At 69.7% G+C, this 16,788-nt stretch carries 15 protein-coding genes; 1 reads left to right on the plus strand and 14 read right to left on the minus strand.

Annotated features, from left to right (window positions below):
* Positions 1-48 precede the first annotated feature (48 nt).
* Positions 49-996: an alpha/beta fold hydrolase gene (locus IAI59_RS20275; protein WP_207415454.1), complete on the plus strand. Its 948-nt coding sequence runs from the start codon at positions 49-51 to the stop codon at positions 994-996.
* Between the two features lie 108 nt (positions 997-1,104).
* Here the strand turns inward: IAI59_RS20275 and IAI59_RS20280 are convergent, their stop codons facing one another.
* From IAI59_RS20280 to IAI59_RS20345, 14 genes are all read right to left on the minus strand, one after another.
* Complete coding sequence (locus IAI59_RS20280; RefSeq protein ID WP_207415453.1) at positions 1,105-2,793, minus strand: dipeptide ABC transporter ATP-binding protein; 1,689 nt, start codon at positions 2,791-2,793, stop codon at positions 1,105-1,107.
* Between the two features lie 11 nt (positions 2,794-2,804).
* Positions 2,805-3,677 carry an ABC transporter permease gene (locus IAI59_RS20285; RefSeq protein WP_207415452.1) on the minus strand — a complete coding sequence of 291 codons (873 nt, stop codon included), beginning with the start codon at positions 3,675-3,677 and terminating at the stop codon, positions 2,805-2,807.
* 13 nt (positions 3,678-3,690) lie between these two features.
* Entirely contained in the window at positions 3,691-4,641 is a 951-nt protein-coding gene (locus tag IAI59_RS20290) for an ABC transporter permease (RefSeq protein WP_207415451.1), read from the minus strand.
* Positions 4,642-4,645: 4 nt separating this feature from the next.
* On the minus strand, positions 4,646-6,214 hold the full coding sequence (locus tag IAI59_RS20295; protein WP_207415450.1) for an ABC transporter substrate-binding protein: 1,569 nt from the start codon (positions 6,212-6,214) through the stop codon (positions 4,646-4,648).
* 105 nt (positions 6,215-6,319) lie between these two features.
* Entirely contained in the window at positions 6,320-7,681 is a 1,362-nt protein-coding gene (locus IAI59_RS20300) for an LLM class flavin-dependent oxidoreductase (RefSeq protein WP_237181243.1), read from the minus strand.
* 11 nt (positions 7,682-7,692) lie between these two features.
* On the minus strand, positions 7,693-9,015 hold the full coding sequence (locus IAI59_RS20305; RefSeq protein ID WP_237180385.1) for an LLM class flavin-dependent oxidoreductase: 1,323 nt from the start codon (positions 9,013-9,015) through the stop codon (positions 7,693-7,695).
* 245 nt (positions 9,016-9,260) lie between these two features.
* Positions 9,261-10,214 carry a LysR substrate-binding domain-containing protein gene (locus IAI59_RS20310; RefSeq protein ID WP_336512628.1) on the minus strand — a complete coding sequence of 318 codons (954 nt, stop codon included), beginning with the start codon at positions 10,212-10,214 and terminating at the stop codon, positions 9,261-9,263.
* A gap of 441 nt (positions 10,215-10,655) precedes the next feature.
* Positions 10,656-11,405 (minus strand): SDR family NAD(P)-dependent oxidoreductase, encoded by a 750-nt coding sequence (locus IAI59_RS20315; protein ID WP_207415448.1) that lies wholly within the window; start codon positions 11,403-11,405, stop codon positions 10,656-10,658.
* Positions 11,402-12,676 carry an ABC transporter substrate-binding protein gene (locus tag IAI59_RS20320; protein WP_207415447.1) on the minus strand — a complete coding sequence of 425 codons (1,275 nt, stop codon included), beginning with the start codon at positions 12,674-12,676 and terminating at the stop codon, positions 11,402-11,404. The genes IAI59_RS20315 and IAI59_RS20320 overlap by 4 nt, the downstream gene beginning before the upstream one ends.
* Positions 12,677-12,696: 20 nt before the next feature.
* Complete coding sequence (locus IAI59_RS20325; RefSeq protein ID WP_207415446.1) at positions 12,697-13,539, minus strand: carbohydrate ABC transporter permease; 843 nt, start codon at positions 13,537-13,539, stop codon at positions 12,697-12,699.
* Complete coding sequence (locus IAI59_RS20330) at positions 13,532-14,401, minus strand: carbohydrate ABC transporter permease (protein WP_207415445.1); 870 nt, start codon at positions 14,399-14,401, stop codon at positions 13,532-13,534. Before IAI59_RS20330 ends, IAI59_RS20325 begins: the two co-directional genes overlap by 8 nt.
* A 7-nt stretch (positions 14,402-14,408) precedes the next feature.
* A complete protein-coding gene (locus IAI59_RS20335) occupies positions 14,409-14,747 on the minus strand; it encodes a hypothetical protein (RefSeq protein ID WP_207415444.1) in 339 nt (112 codons plus the stop codon).
* Between the two features lies 1 nt (position 14,748).
* Positions 14,749-15,615, minus strand: coding sequence for a DUF6772 family protein (locus IAI59_RS20340; protein WP_336512632.1), 867 nt, complete (start codon positions 15,613-15,615; stop codon positions 14,749-14,751).
* Positions 15,616-15,635: 20 nt separating this feature from the next.
* Positions 15,636-16,766 carry a mandelate racemase/muconate lactonizing enzyme family protein gene (locus IAI59_RS20345; RefSeq protein ID WP_207415442.1) on the minus strand — a complete coding sequence of 377 codons (1,131 nt, stop codon included), beginning with the start codon at positions 16,764-16,766 and terminating at the stop codon, positions 15,636-15,638.
* Positions 16,767-16,788: the final 22 nt, after the last annotated feature.

The following is a 16,788-nucleotide window of genomic DNA, read 5'->3' on the forward strand; positions in this document are numbered from 1 at the left end:
CAAGACATTTGTTTAGCAATCGATAAACAGAAGTACGGAAGACCACCAATGACCCCGGACACCCAGTTCGCCCGCCGTTCCCTGGTGCTGGGCGCAACGGCGGCCCTGGCGGGAGGCCTGGCGCGGCCGTTTGCCGCCCAGCCGGGTCCGCCCCAGCGCCCCTCTGGGCCCGGTGGCAGCTTCCAGGCCCGGTCCGCCGATGGCACGGTTCTGACCGGCGACGCGCTGGGCGATCCCGCCGCCCCGGAGATCCTGTTCATTCATGGCCTGCGCCAAAGCCGGCTGAGCTGGGAGAGGCAGTTCGCCGACCCCGCCCTTTCAGGTTTCCGACTGGTGCGGTTCGACCTGCGGGGACACGGGGATTCCGACAAGCCGGCCACCCCCTCGGCCTATGCCGATGCCGATCGCTGGGCGGAGGATGTGGCGGCGGTCATTGCCGCTGCCGGCCTTCGCCGGCCAGTGCTGGTGGGCTGGTCCCTGGGTGGGTACGTCGCCGGCGCATACCTGCGTCAGCAAGGCGCCGGGCGGGTGTCCGGGGTCAATCTGGTTGATGCCGTCAGCAAGTTGTCGCCGGACCTCCTGACACCCTTGGCAGGCCGGTTCGCGCGAAGCACCAGTTCTCATGACCTCACCGAGCGTGTGGCGGAGACGGCGGACTTTCTCGCAGCCTGCTTCCATCGTCCGCCGACTGGTGCGGACCTGCACCGCATGTTGGTGGTCAATGGCATGACCGCCCGCGCAGTGAACGAGGGCTTCACCTCCGCGGCGGTGACCGATTTCGAGCCGACCTTCCAGGCTTATTCCGGCCCAGTCCTGGTAACGCATGGCGCGCATGATGCGCTGGTCCGTCTCGCAATGTCGGAACGCGTTGCGGCGCAGCGGCCCGGCCGGCGCCTGTCGGTCTTTCCGCAAAGTGGCCACACGCCATTTTGGGAGGAGCCGGAGCGCTACGGACAGGAACTGGCCGCCTTCGTCACGGCCATCGCCAAGGGGTGATGAGGCTGGCAGGAGCATCGCATTCCAGCCGAGCCCCTTATTGCACCCCTTTGCGGGAGGCGCCCCCGTCGCGCCTCCTCACAGGGATCACCAGCATGGAACGCGGCGTCAGCCCACCGCCAGCGGGCGGGGTGCTCCATCCTCCACCGCCCTGCCGCCGGGAATTGCGGCCAGCAAGTCCTGTGTATACGGGTCTTGCGGGGCTTCGAAGATCCGGGCGCAGGCTCCCTTCTCCACCATGTGGCCCCGGTACATCACCCCCACCGCATGGCTGAGCTGCCGCACCACGGCGAGGTCATGCGAGATCATGAGATAGGTCAGCCCGAACTCCGCCTGTAGCTCGGCCAGCAGCCGCAGGATCTGGTCCTGGACCGAGACATCCAGTGCCGAAACGGGTTCGTCCAGCACCAGCAGGTCTGGCCGGAGGGCCAGCGCGCGGGCGATGGCAACCCGCTGCCGCTGGCCGCCCGACAAGGCACCCGGGTGGCGGGCCAGGAACGCGCGCGGCAGCGCGACCTGGTCCAGCAGTGCCGCGGCCCGGGCAGCGCGCGCGGCACGATCCCCTTGCCGGAAGGCGCGCAGGGGCTCCGTCAGGATGTCCTCGATGCTCATGCGCGGGTCGAGCGAGCTGTAGGGGTTCTGGTAGACCAGCTGGAAGCGGGCGCGGAGCTTACGCAGCGGCTCGCCCTGCAACGCCGTCAGCTCCACCCCGTCGAACAGCACGGAGCCGCGCGTGGCGGTTTCCAGCCGCGAGATCATTCGCGCGGTGGTCGATTTCCCTGAGCCACTCTCGCCGACGATCGAGAAGGTCTGGCCGCGCGGGATGCTGAAGGAAACGTCCCGCACCGCCTGCAGCTCCCGCCCCGGCCCCAGGCGGAACGATTTGCAAAGGCCCGAGACGGTGAGCAGCGGCGGCGCTTCCGCCGCCATGCCCTGGCGCGGCGTGGGGGGCAACGTGGCGCGGCGCGTGGCGAGGCCGGGTGCGGCGGCCAGCAGCGCGCGGGTATAGGGGTGCTGCGGGCGCTCCAGGATCTCACGCGCAGGGCCCTGTTCCACCACCTGGCCGTTCTGCATCACCACCACGCGGTCCGCGCGGTCGGCGGCGACGCCGAGATCGTGGGTGATCAGCAGCACGGCGGTGCCGGCGCGCGCTGTCATCTCGGCCAGCAGGTCCAGCACGCGGCGCTGCACGGTCACGTCCAGCGCGCTGGTCGCCTCGTCGGCGATGACGAGCTGTGGCTGGCAGGCCAGCGCGATGCCGATCAGCACGCGCTGGCGCATGCCGCCCGACAGCTCGTGCGGGTATTGCCGGGCGCGCAGCTCGGGATCGTGCAGGCCGACGTCGCGCAGGATCTCGACGGCGCGCGCGGCGGCCTCGGCGCGGCGGGCGCGGCCGTGCAGGCGCAGCACCTCGGCCACCTGCTCGCCCACCCGCAGGACCGGGTTCAGCGCCACCCCGGGGTCCTGCGGGATCAGGCCGATGGCCGAGCCGCGCATCTGCGCGATGCGGCCGCGGCTGGCGCGGGTGATGTCTTCACCGCCGAAGCGGATCGCACCGCCGCTGACGCGCCCGCCGGACAGCAGGTGGATGACGGCATGCGCGGTGGTGGACTTGCCCGAGCCGGATTCACCAACGATGGCCACCACCTCGCCCGGCTGGACTGCGAGGGTGACACCGCGCACCGCATGCACCGGCTTGTCCTCCCGCCCGTATTCGACGTGCAGGTTCTCGATCTCCAGCAGCGGCGGCAGGCTCGCCAGGGTGGGGGCGGGCGCGCTCAAGGTCTCGACGGTCATGGCGGGCCCCTTCAATGCAGCGTCGGTTCGGCGTGTTGCAGCGCGTGGCCCAGCCGGTTGACCGCCAGCACGACTGCGACGACCACGAGGCCCGGCATCGCCGTCAGCCACCAGGCGGTGGCCAGGTAGTCGCGCCCCTCGGCCACCAGCGAGCCCCATTCCGGCGCCGGCGGCGGCGCGCCGAAGCCGAGGAAGCTGAGCGAGGAAACGGACAGGATGGCGGCGCCGAATTCCAGCCCCGCCAGCGCCAGCACCGGCCCCGCCGCGTTGGGCAGCACGTGGCGGAACAGGTTGGGTAGCCAGCGCACGCCATTGGCCATCGCCGCCTCGACATACAGGTTCGACTTCACCCGCAGCACCTCGGCCCGCATGACGCGCGCGAAGACGGCGATGGTGGAGACGCCGACGGCGATGGCGACGTTAACGGTGCCGAAGCCCAGCACGGTCATGATGGTCAGCGACAGCAGCAGGCCCGGGATGGCCAGCAGCACGTCGATGACGCGCATCAGCGCATCCTCCACCCGCCCGCCGGCGAAGCCCGCCACCAGCCCGATCAGGCAGCCGGCCAGCAGGCCGATGCCGACGGCGATGACCGTGGCTTTCAGCGACAGCGCGGCGCCATGGACCGCGCGGGTATAGAGATCCCGCCCCAGGTAGTCGGTGCCGAACCAAGCCTCGGCCGAGGGCGGCCGCAGCCGCAAGGCGGTGTTGGTGCGGTAGGGGCTGAGGCTGGTGAACAGCTCGGGGAAGAAGGCCCAGCCCAGCGCCAGCAGGATGACGGCGGCGGCCAGCAGTAGGCTGCCCTGGCGCCAGGCCGTGCCGGAGAGGAGCCGCAGCCGCCGCCCGGTGCCGAGCACGGGGGCGGCGAGGGTTGCTTCGCTCATCGGGGGCGCCTCCTCAGCGGTTGCGCGGCGCGCCGCGGACGATGCGCGGGTCGGCCAGGGGGTAGAGCAGGTCCACGGCGAAGTTGGCGAGCACGAAGACCAGGGTGGAGAGCACCACGAGGCCCTGCACCATCGGCACGTCCTGCGCCTTGACCGCCTGCTCGGTCAGCCGGCCGATGCCGATGCGGGAGAACACCGTCTCGGTGACGACCGAGCCTGCCAGCAGCTGGCCGAAGCTGATGCCGATCATGGTCAGCGCCGGGATCAGTGCGTTCGGCAGGGCGTGGCGCAGGTGCACGCGCAGCGGCCGCGCGCCCTTGGCCAGCGCGGTGGTGACGAAGGGCTGGCTCCAGCTGGCCAGCAGGCTCTTGGCCAGCAGTTGCGCGAAGGCGGCGGCGGTGGGGATGGCGAGCGTGACGGCCGGCAGCACCAGCGAGGCCGGGCCGCCATTGCCCATGGCCGGCAGCCAGCCGAGCCTGAAGGAGAACAGCTGCAGCAGCAGCAGCCCGACCCAGAACACTGGCACCGAGACGCCCAGCGCCGGCAGCGAGAGCAGCAGGTTGCGCAGCCAGGGCTGCCGCAGATAGGTGGCGACCGCCGCCAGCAGGAAACCCGTGACCAACGCGATGGCCAGCGCCAGCCCCGCAAGCTGCAGCGTCTGCGGCAGGGCCTTCAGGATAGCCCCGGCCACCGGCCCGCCAAGCTGGATGGACTGGCCGAAATCGCCCTGCAGCGCGTGCCACAGGCGGGTGACGTATTGCACCGGCACCGGTTGGTCGAAGCCGTATTGCGCGCGCAGCCCGGCGACCTCCGCCTCATCCACCATCAGCCCCTCGCCGCGCGAGTCCAGCATGATCAGGATCGGGTCGCCGGGCAGCACGTAGAGGATGAGGAAGCTGACGGTGAAGGCCGCCCAGAGCACGAACAGCGCCTGGCCGAGCCGGTTCAGCAGGTAGTGCCCCACCCGCTCAGCCCCCCTGCGCGATGTAGGTGTCGTGGAACACCGGCCAGCGCGGGGTGGAAAGCCACAGCCCGTGCACGTCCGGCCGCACGCCGAGGATCGTGCTGCTCTCCTTGATCGGATAGCCGTAGCCCTGGCCGATGATCATCTCCTGCACCTGCCGCACCAGCGCGTTGCGGGCGGCGGGGTCCATGGCGGTGCTCTGCTGCTCCAGCAGCGCGTCCAGCTCCGGCTGCGGCGCCTTAATCAGGTTGTTGAAGCGGCTGGAGAAGATGCCAAGCATCACGTCCGGGTCCGGCCGCGTGAAGTCCGACAGCCGCAGGTCCCAGCGGCCGGCGCGGATCACCTGGGTGATCTCGGCATCCGTGCGCAGCCGCAGCAGCAGGTCGATGCCGACATTGGCGAGCTGCGCCTTGATCAGCTCCATGTCGGGGCGGAAGCCGGGATAGCTCCAAAGCAGTTCCAACTGCAGCTTGCGGCCGTCTTTGCTCCGCATCCCGTCGGGACCCGCGACCCAGCCAGCCTCGTCCAGGATCTTCGCGGCCTTCGCCGGGTCGAAGGCCATCAGCGCGGACACGTCGGCATGGCCCGGCACGGTGCTGGACAGCACGCTGGTGGAGGCATTGTCGTAGTCGGAATACAATGCCTTCAGCACCTCGTGGCGGTCGATCGCATGCGCCATCGCCTGCTGCACGGCGCGGTCCGCCATCACCGGGCGGGCGCGGTTGGTGATCAAGGTCAGGCCGACGCCGCCGGCGGTGCGGGCGACGATGCGGGCGCCGGAGTTGCGCACCAGGGCCAGGGATTCGGTCGGGATCTCGTCGATCGCGCCGACCTGGCGGCTGGTCAGGATGCCGGTCCGCACGCTGCCTTCCGGCACCGTCTGGAAGGTCACGGAGTTGAGCCAGGCCGGCCCCTGGTGCAGCGCGTTGGGCGAGGCCCAGTTGTAGTCCGGCCGCCGTGTCAGCACGATCCGGTCGTTGATGGCGACCTGGGTGATGACGAAGGGCCCGGTGCCGATCAGCTGCCCGTTGCAGCGCTCTTCCGGCGTTTTCGCCAGCGTCGCCGGCGCCAGCATGGACAGCGGCTTCTCGGACAGCGATTGCAGCAGCCCGGCCTTGGGCTGCTCGAAGGCGATGGCCACTGTCAGCGGGTCGATCACCGTGGCGCCGAGGTAGCCGGAAAGATAGCCCGCCGCCTGCGCGGCGCGGCCCTCCTTGCCCAGGTTCACCAGGTTGTCGAAATTGGCCTTCACCGCCGCGGCGTCCAGCTTCTCGCCGTTGCTGAAGGTGACGCCGTCGCGCAGCGTCAGGACCAGCTTGCGGCCCTCCTCCTCGAAGCGCCACGCGGTCGCCAGCCAGGGCACCGGCTGGCCGGTGGCCTTGTCCTGCTCCACCAGGTTGTCCAGCGCCTGGCGGGTGGCGTTCTGCGCCCGCGCGCTTTGCGCCAGGTCGAGGCAGGGGGGGAAAGAGCTCTGCGCGTAGATCAGGTCGCCGCCCTGGCGCGGCGCGGGCTGCGCCTGCGCCGTGGCGGCCAGGGCCAGGGTCGCGGCCAGGGAAAGAGAAGCGAGCTTCATCGTGTCGTCTCCAGGAGTACGGCCAGTGACTGATGGTGACTCACGCGTTCCCGCCACGGGCGCGGCGCCGGCTTGGTCGCCGGCTTGTCCGCGCCGCGGCGCCGTCTAGTTGCCTGCGGCGAGATGCGCCGGCTGGCGGTGATGGAAATGCCCGGGCCGCGCGAGGCCAAGATTCTCGCGCAGCGTGCTGCCGGCGTATTCGGTGTGGAACAGGCCGCGCCGCTGCAGCTCCGGCACCAGCAGGTGGAAGACGTCGCGCACCGGCTGCGGGTAGAAGGGCGGCAGGATGTTGAAGCCGTCGCAGCCGCGGTGCTCGAACCAGTCCTGCATTTCGTCCGCGATGCTCTCCGGCGTGCCGACGATGAGGTGGTGGCCGGAAGCGGCGCGGAACTGGTAGAGCTGGCGGATGGTCAGCGCGCGGCCGTCGAGGAACTTGGCCAGCCGCACGTGCGCGCTCTTCACCGCGTTGCTGTCCGCCAGCATCGGCGGCAGCGGCCCGTCGACGTCGTAGGCCGAGAGATCGCCAAAGGAGCCGGCCAGCGCGGCGAGGCCGAGCTGCGGGTGGATCAGCTCCTGCAGCCGCTCGAACAGATCGCGCGCCTCCTGCATCGTGCGGCCGATGATCGGCATCATCCCCGGCATCACCAGGGCGGAATCCGGCGAGCGGCCATAGCGCGCGAAGCGGCCCTTGACGCTGGCGTAGAAGGCGGCCGCCTCGTCGCGGTCCTTCTGCATGGTGTAGATCACCTCCGCCGTGCGGGCGGCGAGGTCCTGCCCGGGGCCGGAGGAGCCGGCCTGGGCGATGACGGGATAGCCCTGGATCGGCCGCGCCGCGTTCAGCGGGCCGCGCACCTTGAAGTGCTCGCCGTGGTGATGCAGCGTGTGCAGCTTGGCGGGGTCGAAATACTGGCCGCTTGCCTTGTCGCGGATGAAGGCATCGTCCTCCCAGCTGTCCCAGAGACCGAAGACGACGTCGATGTATTCCTCGGCGCGGCGGTAGCGGGAGCTGTGCTCCATGTGCTTGTCGCGGCCGAAGTTCAGCGCCTCGTCCTCGCTCCAGGAGGTGACGACGTTCCAGCCGACGCGCCCCTCGCTGATATGGTCGAGCGAGGCCAGCTTGCGCGCCATGTTGTAGGGCTCGTTATAGGTGGTCGACGCCGTGGCGATGAAGCCCATCTTCTCGGTCACCGCCGAGAGCGCGGCCAGCAGCGTCAGCGGCTCGAACACGTCGATGCGGCTGTCGTAGCTGAGCTGCTCCTCGTCCTTGGCCGAGGAGCGCACGGCGATGCCATCGGCCCAGAACATGAAGTGAAACTTGGCCGCCTCGGCCTCGCGTGCCATCTGCTTCCAGAAGCGGATGTCCATGGCGGCGTCGGTCTTGGCCTCCGGCATGCGCCAGCCGCCGCCATGCGCGCCGGCGGCGACCAGGTTGAGGCCGAGGGCCATCTGTCGCGGGGTATCGCTCACGGGGTTCTCCATCACTCGGCCGCCGCCCGCAGGCGCAGGCTGGTGTAGCGGTTGACGGGGCGCTCCAGCCCCAGGTTCTCGCGCAGCGTCGGGCCTTCGTATTCCCGGCGAAACAGCCCGCGCCGCTGCAACTCGGGCGTGACGTACTCGACGAATTCCTCGCAGCCGGCGGGCAGATGCGTCGGCAAGATGTTGAAGCCGTCGCAGGCCCCGGCCTCGAACCATTCCTGCAAGCCGTCGGCGATGTCGGCAGCGGTACCGACTAGGCAAAAGCCCCCGGCGGTGATGCGCTTGTAAAGCTGGCGGATGGTCAGATTTTCGGCCCGTGCCAGGCGCATCACGCTCTCGGTGCTGCTGCGGATCTGCGCATCGCGCGTCGGCTCCGGCACCGGGCCGTCGAGGTCGTGGCCGCTGAGGTCGCCGAGCGCGGCATAGACGCGGGCGAGGCCCACCATCGGGTCCAGCAGGTCCTGCAACTGGTCCAGCTTCGCCTGCGCCTCGGCCCGCGTGCGGCCGACGACGGTGCGCACGCCCGGCATGATCTTGAGCTGGTGCGGCTCCCGCCCATGCGCCGCCATGCGGGCCTTGACGTCGTCGTAATAGGTCTTGGCGATGGCGATGTCGGCGGCGGCGGAATAGACCACGTCGGCCGTGGCGGCGGCGATGTCGCGCCCCTGGCCGGCGGCGCCGGCCTGGAACAGCACCGGCCGCCCCTGCGGCATGCCGGCGACGTTCAGCGGGCCCTTGACCTGGAAATGCTTGCCCTGGTGGTTGAGCAGGTGCATCCGGCTTTCGTCGTAGAACACGCCGGACGCGCGGTCGTAGAGCAGCGCGTCGTCTTCCCAGGAATCCCACAATCCCTTGACGACCTCGACGAACTCGGCGGCGCGCTCGTAGCGCGTGTCGTAGTCCAGGTGCTTGGCGCGGCTGAAATTCTGCGCCTCGGCATCCGACCAGGAGGTGACGATGTTCCAGCCGGCGCGGCCGCCGCTGATCAGGTCCAGCGTCGCGAACTTGCGGGCGATGTGATAGGGCTCATTATAGGTGGTGGATGCCGTGGTGACGAGGCCGATGTTCCTGGTCAGCGGCGCCAGGGCCGGCAGCAGCGTCAGCGGCTCCATCTCGACCAGCTCGTAGCCGGAGCGGGCGAGCGAGCCGCGTGGTTCATCCTTCTCGCGGATGCCGATGCCGTCTGCGAAGAAGATCATGTCGAACTTGCCACGCTCCGCCGCCTGGGCGTTGCGGACGTAGTGTTCGAAGCGCAGCGTGCCATCGGCGGGCACGTCCGGGTGCATCCAGGCGGCAGGGTGGTAGCCGATACCGCGCATGGACATGCCAAGCTTCATCTGGCCACGCCGGCTCACAAGCTGCGATCCCTCGCAGTCGGGCCAAGCAAGATCGTGAAACGCATCACTCACCTCCAATCCAGGCCACCGCCGCGGCATGCGCCGCGGCAACAGGGCGACCCGCGCATGCGGACCACTGGGATGCGAGGGCCACGATGATCCGTGGCCCGAGGGTGAGAAACCACAGCATGCAGACGGACGGACCGCCCGGCAAGAACTTTGTTGCAGTGCGGTCAGGAAAGGCGGTTACGGTCCATCTGCTGGAGCAGCACCGGCATGGTGGCACTGTCGCGGATCATCCCTGCCAGCCGGTCGACTGGCCTGGAGCGCGGCACGGCGGCGGGAAAGGCCATGGCGACCTCATACGGGATCGACGGTTCGAAGCGCAGCACGCGCAGCCGGTCCTGCCGGACCGCAGCGCCGGTGAAAGGGTCGATCACCGCGATGCCCATGCCCTCCGCCACCAAGCTGCACAACACCTCTGACGCCGTGGCTTCCGCGACCACCGGCGCCTGGATGCCAGCCACCTCCAGCAATGCGTCGAGCCGCACGCCGATGCGGCTGGCATGGCCGAGCGAGAGCAGCGGCTGGTCCCGCAGGTCCTGCAGCGTCACGACCTCGCGTGCCGCCAGTGCATGACCGGCCGGCACGGCGCAGAGTGCCTCCAGCCCCGGCACCGGCTCGATCTCGACGCCCGGATAAGCGCCCGGCGTATAGGCCATGCCGATATCGAATTGCCGCAGCGAGACGCGTTCCAACGTGGTCATGCCGACATTGTTGTGGATTGAGACAAAGGTGTCCGGATGTTCCGCCGCGAAGCGTGCGATCAGCGGTGGCAGGAAGGAAAGCGCCGGCCCCGCCATGGCCGAGACCCGCAGGCTGCCGCGCCGTGCGCGGCGGAGATCCTGCGCCGTGCGCTCGATCCGCCCCAGGCTGATGAAGCTCATCGCCACTTCCTGCTGCAGCAGGATCGCCTCGGCGTTCGGGATCACCTGGCCGCCCTGGCGATCGAAAAGCTGCAGCCGCAACGTCTGCTCCATGTCACGCACCAGGCGGCTGACCGCCGGCTGGGTGAGGTTCATCAGTTGTGCGGCTCCGGACACGGAGCCCCGCAGCATGACGGCCCGAAAGGCCTCGATCTGTCGCCATGTCAGCCGCCCGGCCATGTATGTCTCTCCGCTGCCCATAACATTGAGGCATAGACACTGACCGTTTTACAAATTGACCCTCTGTCGCGCTTCTACCTAGGCTTCACCGACGGCCGGAAACCGAGGCAATCGTGCCCGGCGCATCAGGAAACATCATCACGCGGTACGACGTCGTTTCGACGCACCGCCGCCGCCGAGGACGATCCGAGGGTGAGAGCGAGGATCGATCTATTCGGAGGTTGGGTGAGTCGTGTGCGTTTGGTGGGGAGGCCTGTGTCTGAAAGTATTGTCGGCGAAGTATTGACAGGCTGACAGTACGAGGCCGCTTCAGAGCGGGCGGTCAAGCGATCTGGCCAGGACTATTGAAAGTATCGTAGGGCCTCATCCGGCTAAAGCTCAGCGACGTGAACGTCTGAGTGGGCGATGTGGACCACCCCGTTGGTGGCGCCGCCTTGTTGGTCCTGATTCCCCGGCCAGGCGTCAGCCGGCGGCTAGCCCGCCATCCACCAGCATCTCGATGCCACAGACATAGGACGCCGCCGGGGAGCACAGGAACAGTGCCACTTGCGCTACCTCCTCCACCTGACCGAGACGTCCGGCCGGGATGCGCTCCTCCACCCGGCGGCGATAGGCCGGGTCGGCCAGTGCGGCGGCGTTGCCCTCCGTCTCAATAGCGCCGGGGCAGAGGATATTCAGCGCGATGCCTCCCGGTGCCAGTTGGCGCGCCAGGTTGCGGCCGAGGTTGCCGATCGCCGCCTTGCTGGCGGCATAGGCCAGCTGGTGCGGGTTGGGCCGCCATTGTTGCACGCTGCCCAGCAGCAGTACCCGCCCCTGCCCTGCCGCGACCAACCCGGGCCGCGCCGCCCGCACGAGCTCCAGGCTGCCCCGCACGTTGACGGCCCAGTGGCGATCGGTGTCCAGCGGGTCGGTCTCGTCCAGCGGCACCCGCTGCTCGAACGCAGCGTTGCATACCAGGATGCCGAGTGGCCCGCCCAGCACCGTCTCCGCGGCCCGCAGCAGCGTGGTGGGGGCCGCCGGGTCCGCCAAATCCGCCGGCAGCGCGGCCGCGGCGCCGATGGCGGCGGCCGTGGCGGCAGCCTCCGCAGCATCATGCGCGCCCTCGTGCGAGATGGCGACCGCCGCCCCCGCCTGCGCGAGTGCCGCCGCAATGGCGCGCCCCAGCCCGCGCCGGCCGCCCGTCACCAGCGCTCGGCGCCCGGCCAGCATCATGCCGGCAGCAGCGGCTTGATGCGGGCGGCGCTGTCCTCCACCGCCCGTGCCGGCTCCTTGCGCCCCAGCACGGCGGACTGCACCTCCTCCACGAAGATCGCCTCCGCCCGGCTGGCTTCCGCGAAAGCCGGGAAGGGTACGCGGGCGCGGGACAGCGCCTCGGCCTCCACCGCCGCCACGGGGTTGTCCCGCGCGAAGCCGGCGTCGGCATAGGTGGAGAGCCGCACGCTGCCATTGCCGTTGCGCGCGGCGCCAAGCGTGACATCGGGCGCCGACATGGCGCGCAGGAAGCTCCAGGCCAGCAGCTTGTCCCGTGCATTGGCGGGGATGGCCATGGACCAGAACTCCACCGCCGCCGCCATGCGGCTGCCGGCGGGCGCGGTGGTGGACATCGGCATCTCCATCGCCTGGATGCGGCCGGGGAAGCGCGACTGCTCGGCCCGGTTGAGCTGCGCGTGGCGGCTGAAGGGCAGGATGGCGAAGGCGGCGCGGCCTTGCTGCAGCCAGGTCACCTGGTCCTCGTTGGTGATGGTGGCGTAGCTGCGCGGCAGGGCACCAGCCTCGAACAGCCCGCGGATGGCGGCGATGGCCTTCGTCATCGCCTCCGGGTCCGGGATCACCTTGTAGTCGAGGGTGATGAAGTCGCCGCCGAAGGCGCGGGCGAACATCACGGGATAGGCCGCCAGCGCCGCCGTCATCACCAGCCCGGTCACCGGCGCGGCGCCAGCGGGGCGGAAGGTCAGCCGGCGGCACAGGTCGAGGAACTCCTCGAACGAGCCGGGCGGCGCGGCGATGCCCTGCTGTTCCAGCAGCGCCTGGTTGTAGAACAGCCCGTTGGTGGCGTGGCGCACGGGAATGGCGATGGTGCGGCCGTTGACGCGCATCGCCTCCCGCAGCCCGGGGGCGATGTCATCGTATTGTGCGACGGGCTGGTCGCGCAGCAGGTCGTCGAGCGGTGTCAGCAGTCGCGCGACCTCCGGCGTCGCGCGGCTGTTGAGAAGATAGCCAATGCCGAAGTCGCTCGACGGCAGGCTGGCCTCGCGCAGCAGGCGGTCCTGCAGCGGGCCGATATCGGCGGTGGTCCAGGACAGCTCGGCGCCATTGGCCTGCCGCCAGGGGGCGGTCAGGTCACCCGCGGCACCCTGCGTCAGCACCTGCTGGTGCACGCGGTGCGACAGGATGTCGAGGCGCTTCGCCTGGGCACGGGCCAGCCCGGGCAGGGCCAGCGTGGCGATGGCGGTGCCGAGGGCGGCACGGCGGGTCAAACGCATGCGTGATCCTCCCATGTTGCTTATCCCTTGGTGGCGCCGGCGGTCAGCCCCGCCACCAGGTATTTCTGCGTGATCCAGACGAAGGCCAGCACCGGCAGCAACTGCACGGTGGCCGCGGCGAAGAGCGTGCCCCATTCCACGCCGTCGAAGCTGCCCACCACCTCCGCCAGCACCAGCGGCGCGGTCTTGGCGCGGGTGGAGGTGAAGATGAAGGCGAAAAGGAACTCGTTCCAGGCATAGACGACGACGAAGACGGCCACCGCCATCATGCCCTGCGCCGCCAGCGGGGTGATGACGCGCCACAGCGTGGTGAAGCGCCCGGCGCCGTCCACCGCCGCCGCCTCGTCCAGCTCGCGCGGGATCTGGTCGATGAAGGCGCGCATCACGAAGGAGCCGAGCGACACGAAGAAGGTGGCGTAGAGCACGGCCAGCAGCACATGCGTATCCTGCACGCCCAACGCGTTGGCGACCGGGAACAGCGGCAGCGTGGTGACGATGGGCGGGATCAGCCGCACCACGATCAGCAGAAAGGCCGAGCCGGCCAGCCAGCGGCTGCGGAAGCGCGAATAGGCATAGCCCGAGAGCAGGCTGGCGAAGACCGCGATGACGGTGGCCAGCGCCGTGATGATGGCGCTGTTCAGCAGGGCGCGGAAGAAGTCCGGCCACTTCCCCCATAGCGCGGCGTAGTGCGCGAAGGTGGGCGTGAAGAACAGGCTCGGCGGCACCGCGAAGATCTCGCCCTCCGGCTTCAGGGAGGAGGAGACGATCAGCAAGATCGGCGCCAGCGACCAGACCAGCACGGCCAGCACCGCCAGGGCCTTCAGGGCGCCCAGCAACAGGCGCTGCAACGGGTGCCTACGCATCGCCGCGCTGCTCCTTCGCCAGCCGCCAGAGATAGGGGGCCGCCAGCAGCAGGGACGCCACCACCATCACCCAGCCGGTCGCCGCGGCACCGCCGAAGGCGTTGTAGCGGAAGGCCTCCAGGTACAGGTACACGGCCACCACCTCGGTGGAGCGGGCGGGGCCGCCGCCGGTGAGCAGCCAGACCTCGCTGAACAGGCGGAAGGCGAAGATCAGGCGGAACAGCATGGCCATCAGCATCGCCGGCAGCAGCAGCGGCAACGTCACGCGGCGGAAGGTCTGCCACAGGCTGGCACCGTCGATCTTGGCGGCCTCGTAGACATCGCCGGGCAAAGCGAGGCGCGCGGCGTAGAGGATCATGAAGGTGAAGGGCAGGTGCAGCCAGATGGACAGCAGCGAGACCAGCACCAGCCCGTGCGCCGGCGTCACCGCCCATTCCAGCCCCGGCAGGCCGAGGGCATGCAGCAGGTAGGAGACGTGGCCGACATCGGGGTCGAACAGGAAGCGCCACATCACCACCGCCGCCACCTCGCTGACCGCGTAGGGGGCCAGCACGATGGCGATCAGCAGCCGGCGGAACGGCACCCCCTGGGCGAACAGCAATGCAATTCCGAGGCCGAGCAGCAGCTCCAGATGCACCACCACCAGCACGACGATGGCGGTGTTCCACAGCGCCCGCCAGAAATAGCCGTCCGACAGGATGCGGGCGTAGTTGGCGAAGCCGACGAAGCGCGCATCGGCGCCGAAGGAGGAGGCGTGGAAGGACAGCCAGATCAGGTAGAAGGACGGCACCACCAGCACCGCCCAGATCATCGCCTGCACCGGCAGCACCATCAGCAGGCGCGTGAGGACACTCTCCCGCATCGCCGCCTCATTCCTTCAGGTGCAGGGTGACGAGCAGGGTGATGCCGGCGCCCTCGGGCAGTTCCGCCACCAGCCGCAGCCAGCCGCCGAAATGGGTCACGCGGGCGAAGCGCAACTCCTGCGCCGCCTGCGGCAGCGCCAGGGTGGTGCCCTCGTCCGTCCAGTGCATGCCATCCGGGCTGATCTGCACCCGCGCCACGGTGCCCGGTGGCAGCAAAGGCGCCTTCAGTGCGCGCACGAAGACGATGGCCTCCCGCGCCCAACCGCATTCATAGGGCTCGGTCGCGCAGGCACCCGTCCAATGCTCGTTGCGGCAGACGACGGCGGCGATGTTCTGCGCCAGCATCTCAGAAGTCCCCCGACAGGCAAACGCCGTCCAGCGCCAGGAAGGCGCGCTTGTCCGCGTCCGTCTCGACGAAGAAGACGATGTTCAGCATGCACCACAGGTTGCGCCAGGCGGGCATCCGCATCGGCTGGAAGGCCGAGACATCCAGCTCCCGGTCGTTGATCCGCAGGCCCGTGGCGCGCCAGGTGGCGAGGTCGAAGTCGAAGCAGGCGTAATGCCAGTTCACCTTGGTGGCGATCTCGTTGTAGCAGAGCTTCTGCGCGCCGCCGGGCAGGTCCTCCCAGCCCTCAGGCGAAAGGTGGTCGTGCGTCGCGGTCTTGCCCTCGGTGCCCAGGTCCTTGGCCGGCTGCAGCGCCTGCTTGAACTGCCACTTCTGCAGGTGCTGGCCGTCCAGCGCGTTGAGGAAGCGGAAGTGCGGCATCACCCGCTCGCCGCCCGCCGACTGGTCGCCTGACTGCAGGTCGTAGAGGAAGCCGAAGGAGCGCACGTCGGTCTCGGACAGCCGCAGCTCCGTCGCTTCCGGCTTGAAGGTAAAGTAGAATTCCAGGCGGATCGGCCCTGCCTTGCGGAAGGTCAGCCGCTTGATGGCGGTGTTGCGCGAGCCTTTGCGGGCACGGCTCTGCACCTTCAGCACGTAGCCGCCGTCCAGCCCGTGGTGGCTTCCGGAATCCCAGTTGGGCAGGGTGCTGAGCATCGGCTGGGTGTGCTGCGCGTAGCTCGGCAGCATGGAATCCAGCGTGTCCTCGTAGTTGCCCACCAGCTGCGTCCAGCCGCAGAAGCCGCGGTCGAAATCGTCGCAGAAGACGATGCGCGGCAGCGGGTCGAAACGCGACAGCGCGGGGTCGGCGTCGCGCAGCGCGCGGCGCAGGGTTGCGGCATCCATCCCGGTCATTCCTTGATCCTCATCCGCTCCAGGGCATCCGGCAGCAGGTCGATGCCGAGGCCGGGGCGGTCCGGTACCACCAGTTGCCCCTCCTCCAGCCGTGCCACGTCGCCTTCCAGCGGGGCGCAGAGCGCCTGCCGCAGCGGGTTGTCGAACACCATGCATTCGAAGGTCATGAAGCTCTCGGCTGCGGCGGCGAGGTGCAGGCTGGCGGCGGCGCAGATGGCGCCGGACCAGCCGATATGCGGCGCATAGGCGACGTTGTGCAGCGCCGCATGCTCGGCGATGCGCCAGGTCTCGGTGATGCCGCCGGAGCGCGCGACGTCGGGCTGCACCAGCCCCAGCACGTGGTCGGCCACCAGGGCGGCAGACTGGTGCGCCAAGAAGTCGCTCTCCCCGGCGGCCAGGCGGATCGGCAGATGCTGCGCCAGGCGGCGGTAGCCGGCGTGGTCGTCGGGGGGCAGCGGTTCCTCGAACCAGCCGTAGTCCTCGTCGGCCAGGACGCGGCCGACGCGCAGCGCGTCGTCGGCGTCATAGATCCAGTTGGCATCGACGTAGAGCGCGACCTCGGGCCCCGCAATCTGCCGGGCGCGGCGGGCCCAGGCGGTAGCCTCGCGCACCGGGCGGCCGACCTTCAGCTTCACCTGCCGGAAGCCGCGCGCCAGCGCCGCCTCCAACTCCGCCTCCATCCGCCCCTGGTCCGCCCAGTTGACGGAGGAGGCATAGGCATCCACCCGCCCGCGCCCGATGCCGCCCAACAGCCGCCACACCGGCTGCCCGGCCGCCTTCCCCGCCAGGTCCCACAAAGCGATGTTGAGGCCGGCGATCGCCTCCACCAGCATGCCGCCGCCGCGCCCGGTCAGCACCCCGCGCATCGCGGCCCACAGGGCGCGGCGGTCATGCGCGCTGCGGCCGATGAGTTTCGGCGCCAAGGCATCGGTGATGAAGCGGGCGTAGCCGGCGGCGCCGCGCCGGGCCAGGCATTCGCCGATGCCGACCAGCCCGCTCTCGGTGCGCAGCTCGACGACGACGATTTCCAGCGCCGGCCAGTCACCCTGGCTGGTGCGCTGCACGGTGGGCAGGACGGCGCGCAACGGATGCGCCACCACCTGCCGGATGAGCAGAGGATCGGACACGAACGTTATCTCCCTTGCCTCA

This window comes from Roseomonas haemaphysalidis, assembly GCF_017355405.1.
Classification (GTDB): domain Bacteria; phylum Pseudomonadota; class Alphaproteobacteria; order Acetobacterales; family Acetobacteraceae; genus Pseudoroseomonas; species Pseudoroseomonas haemaphysalidis.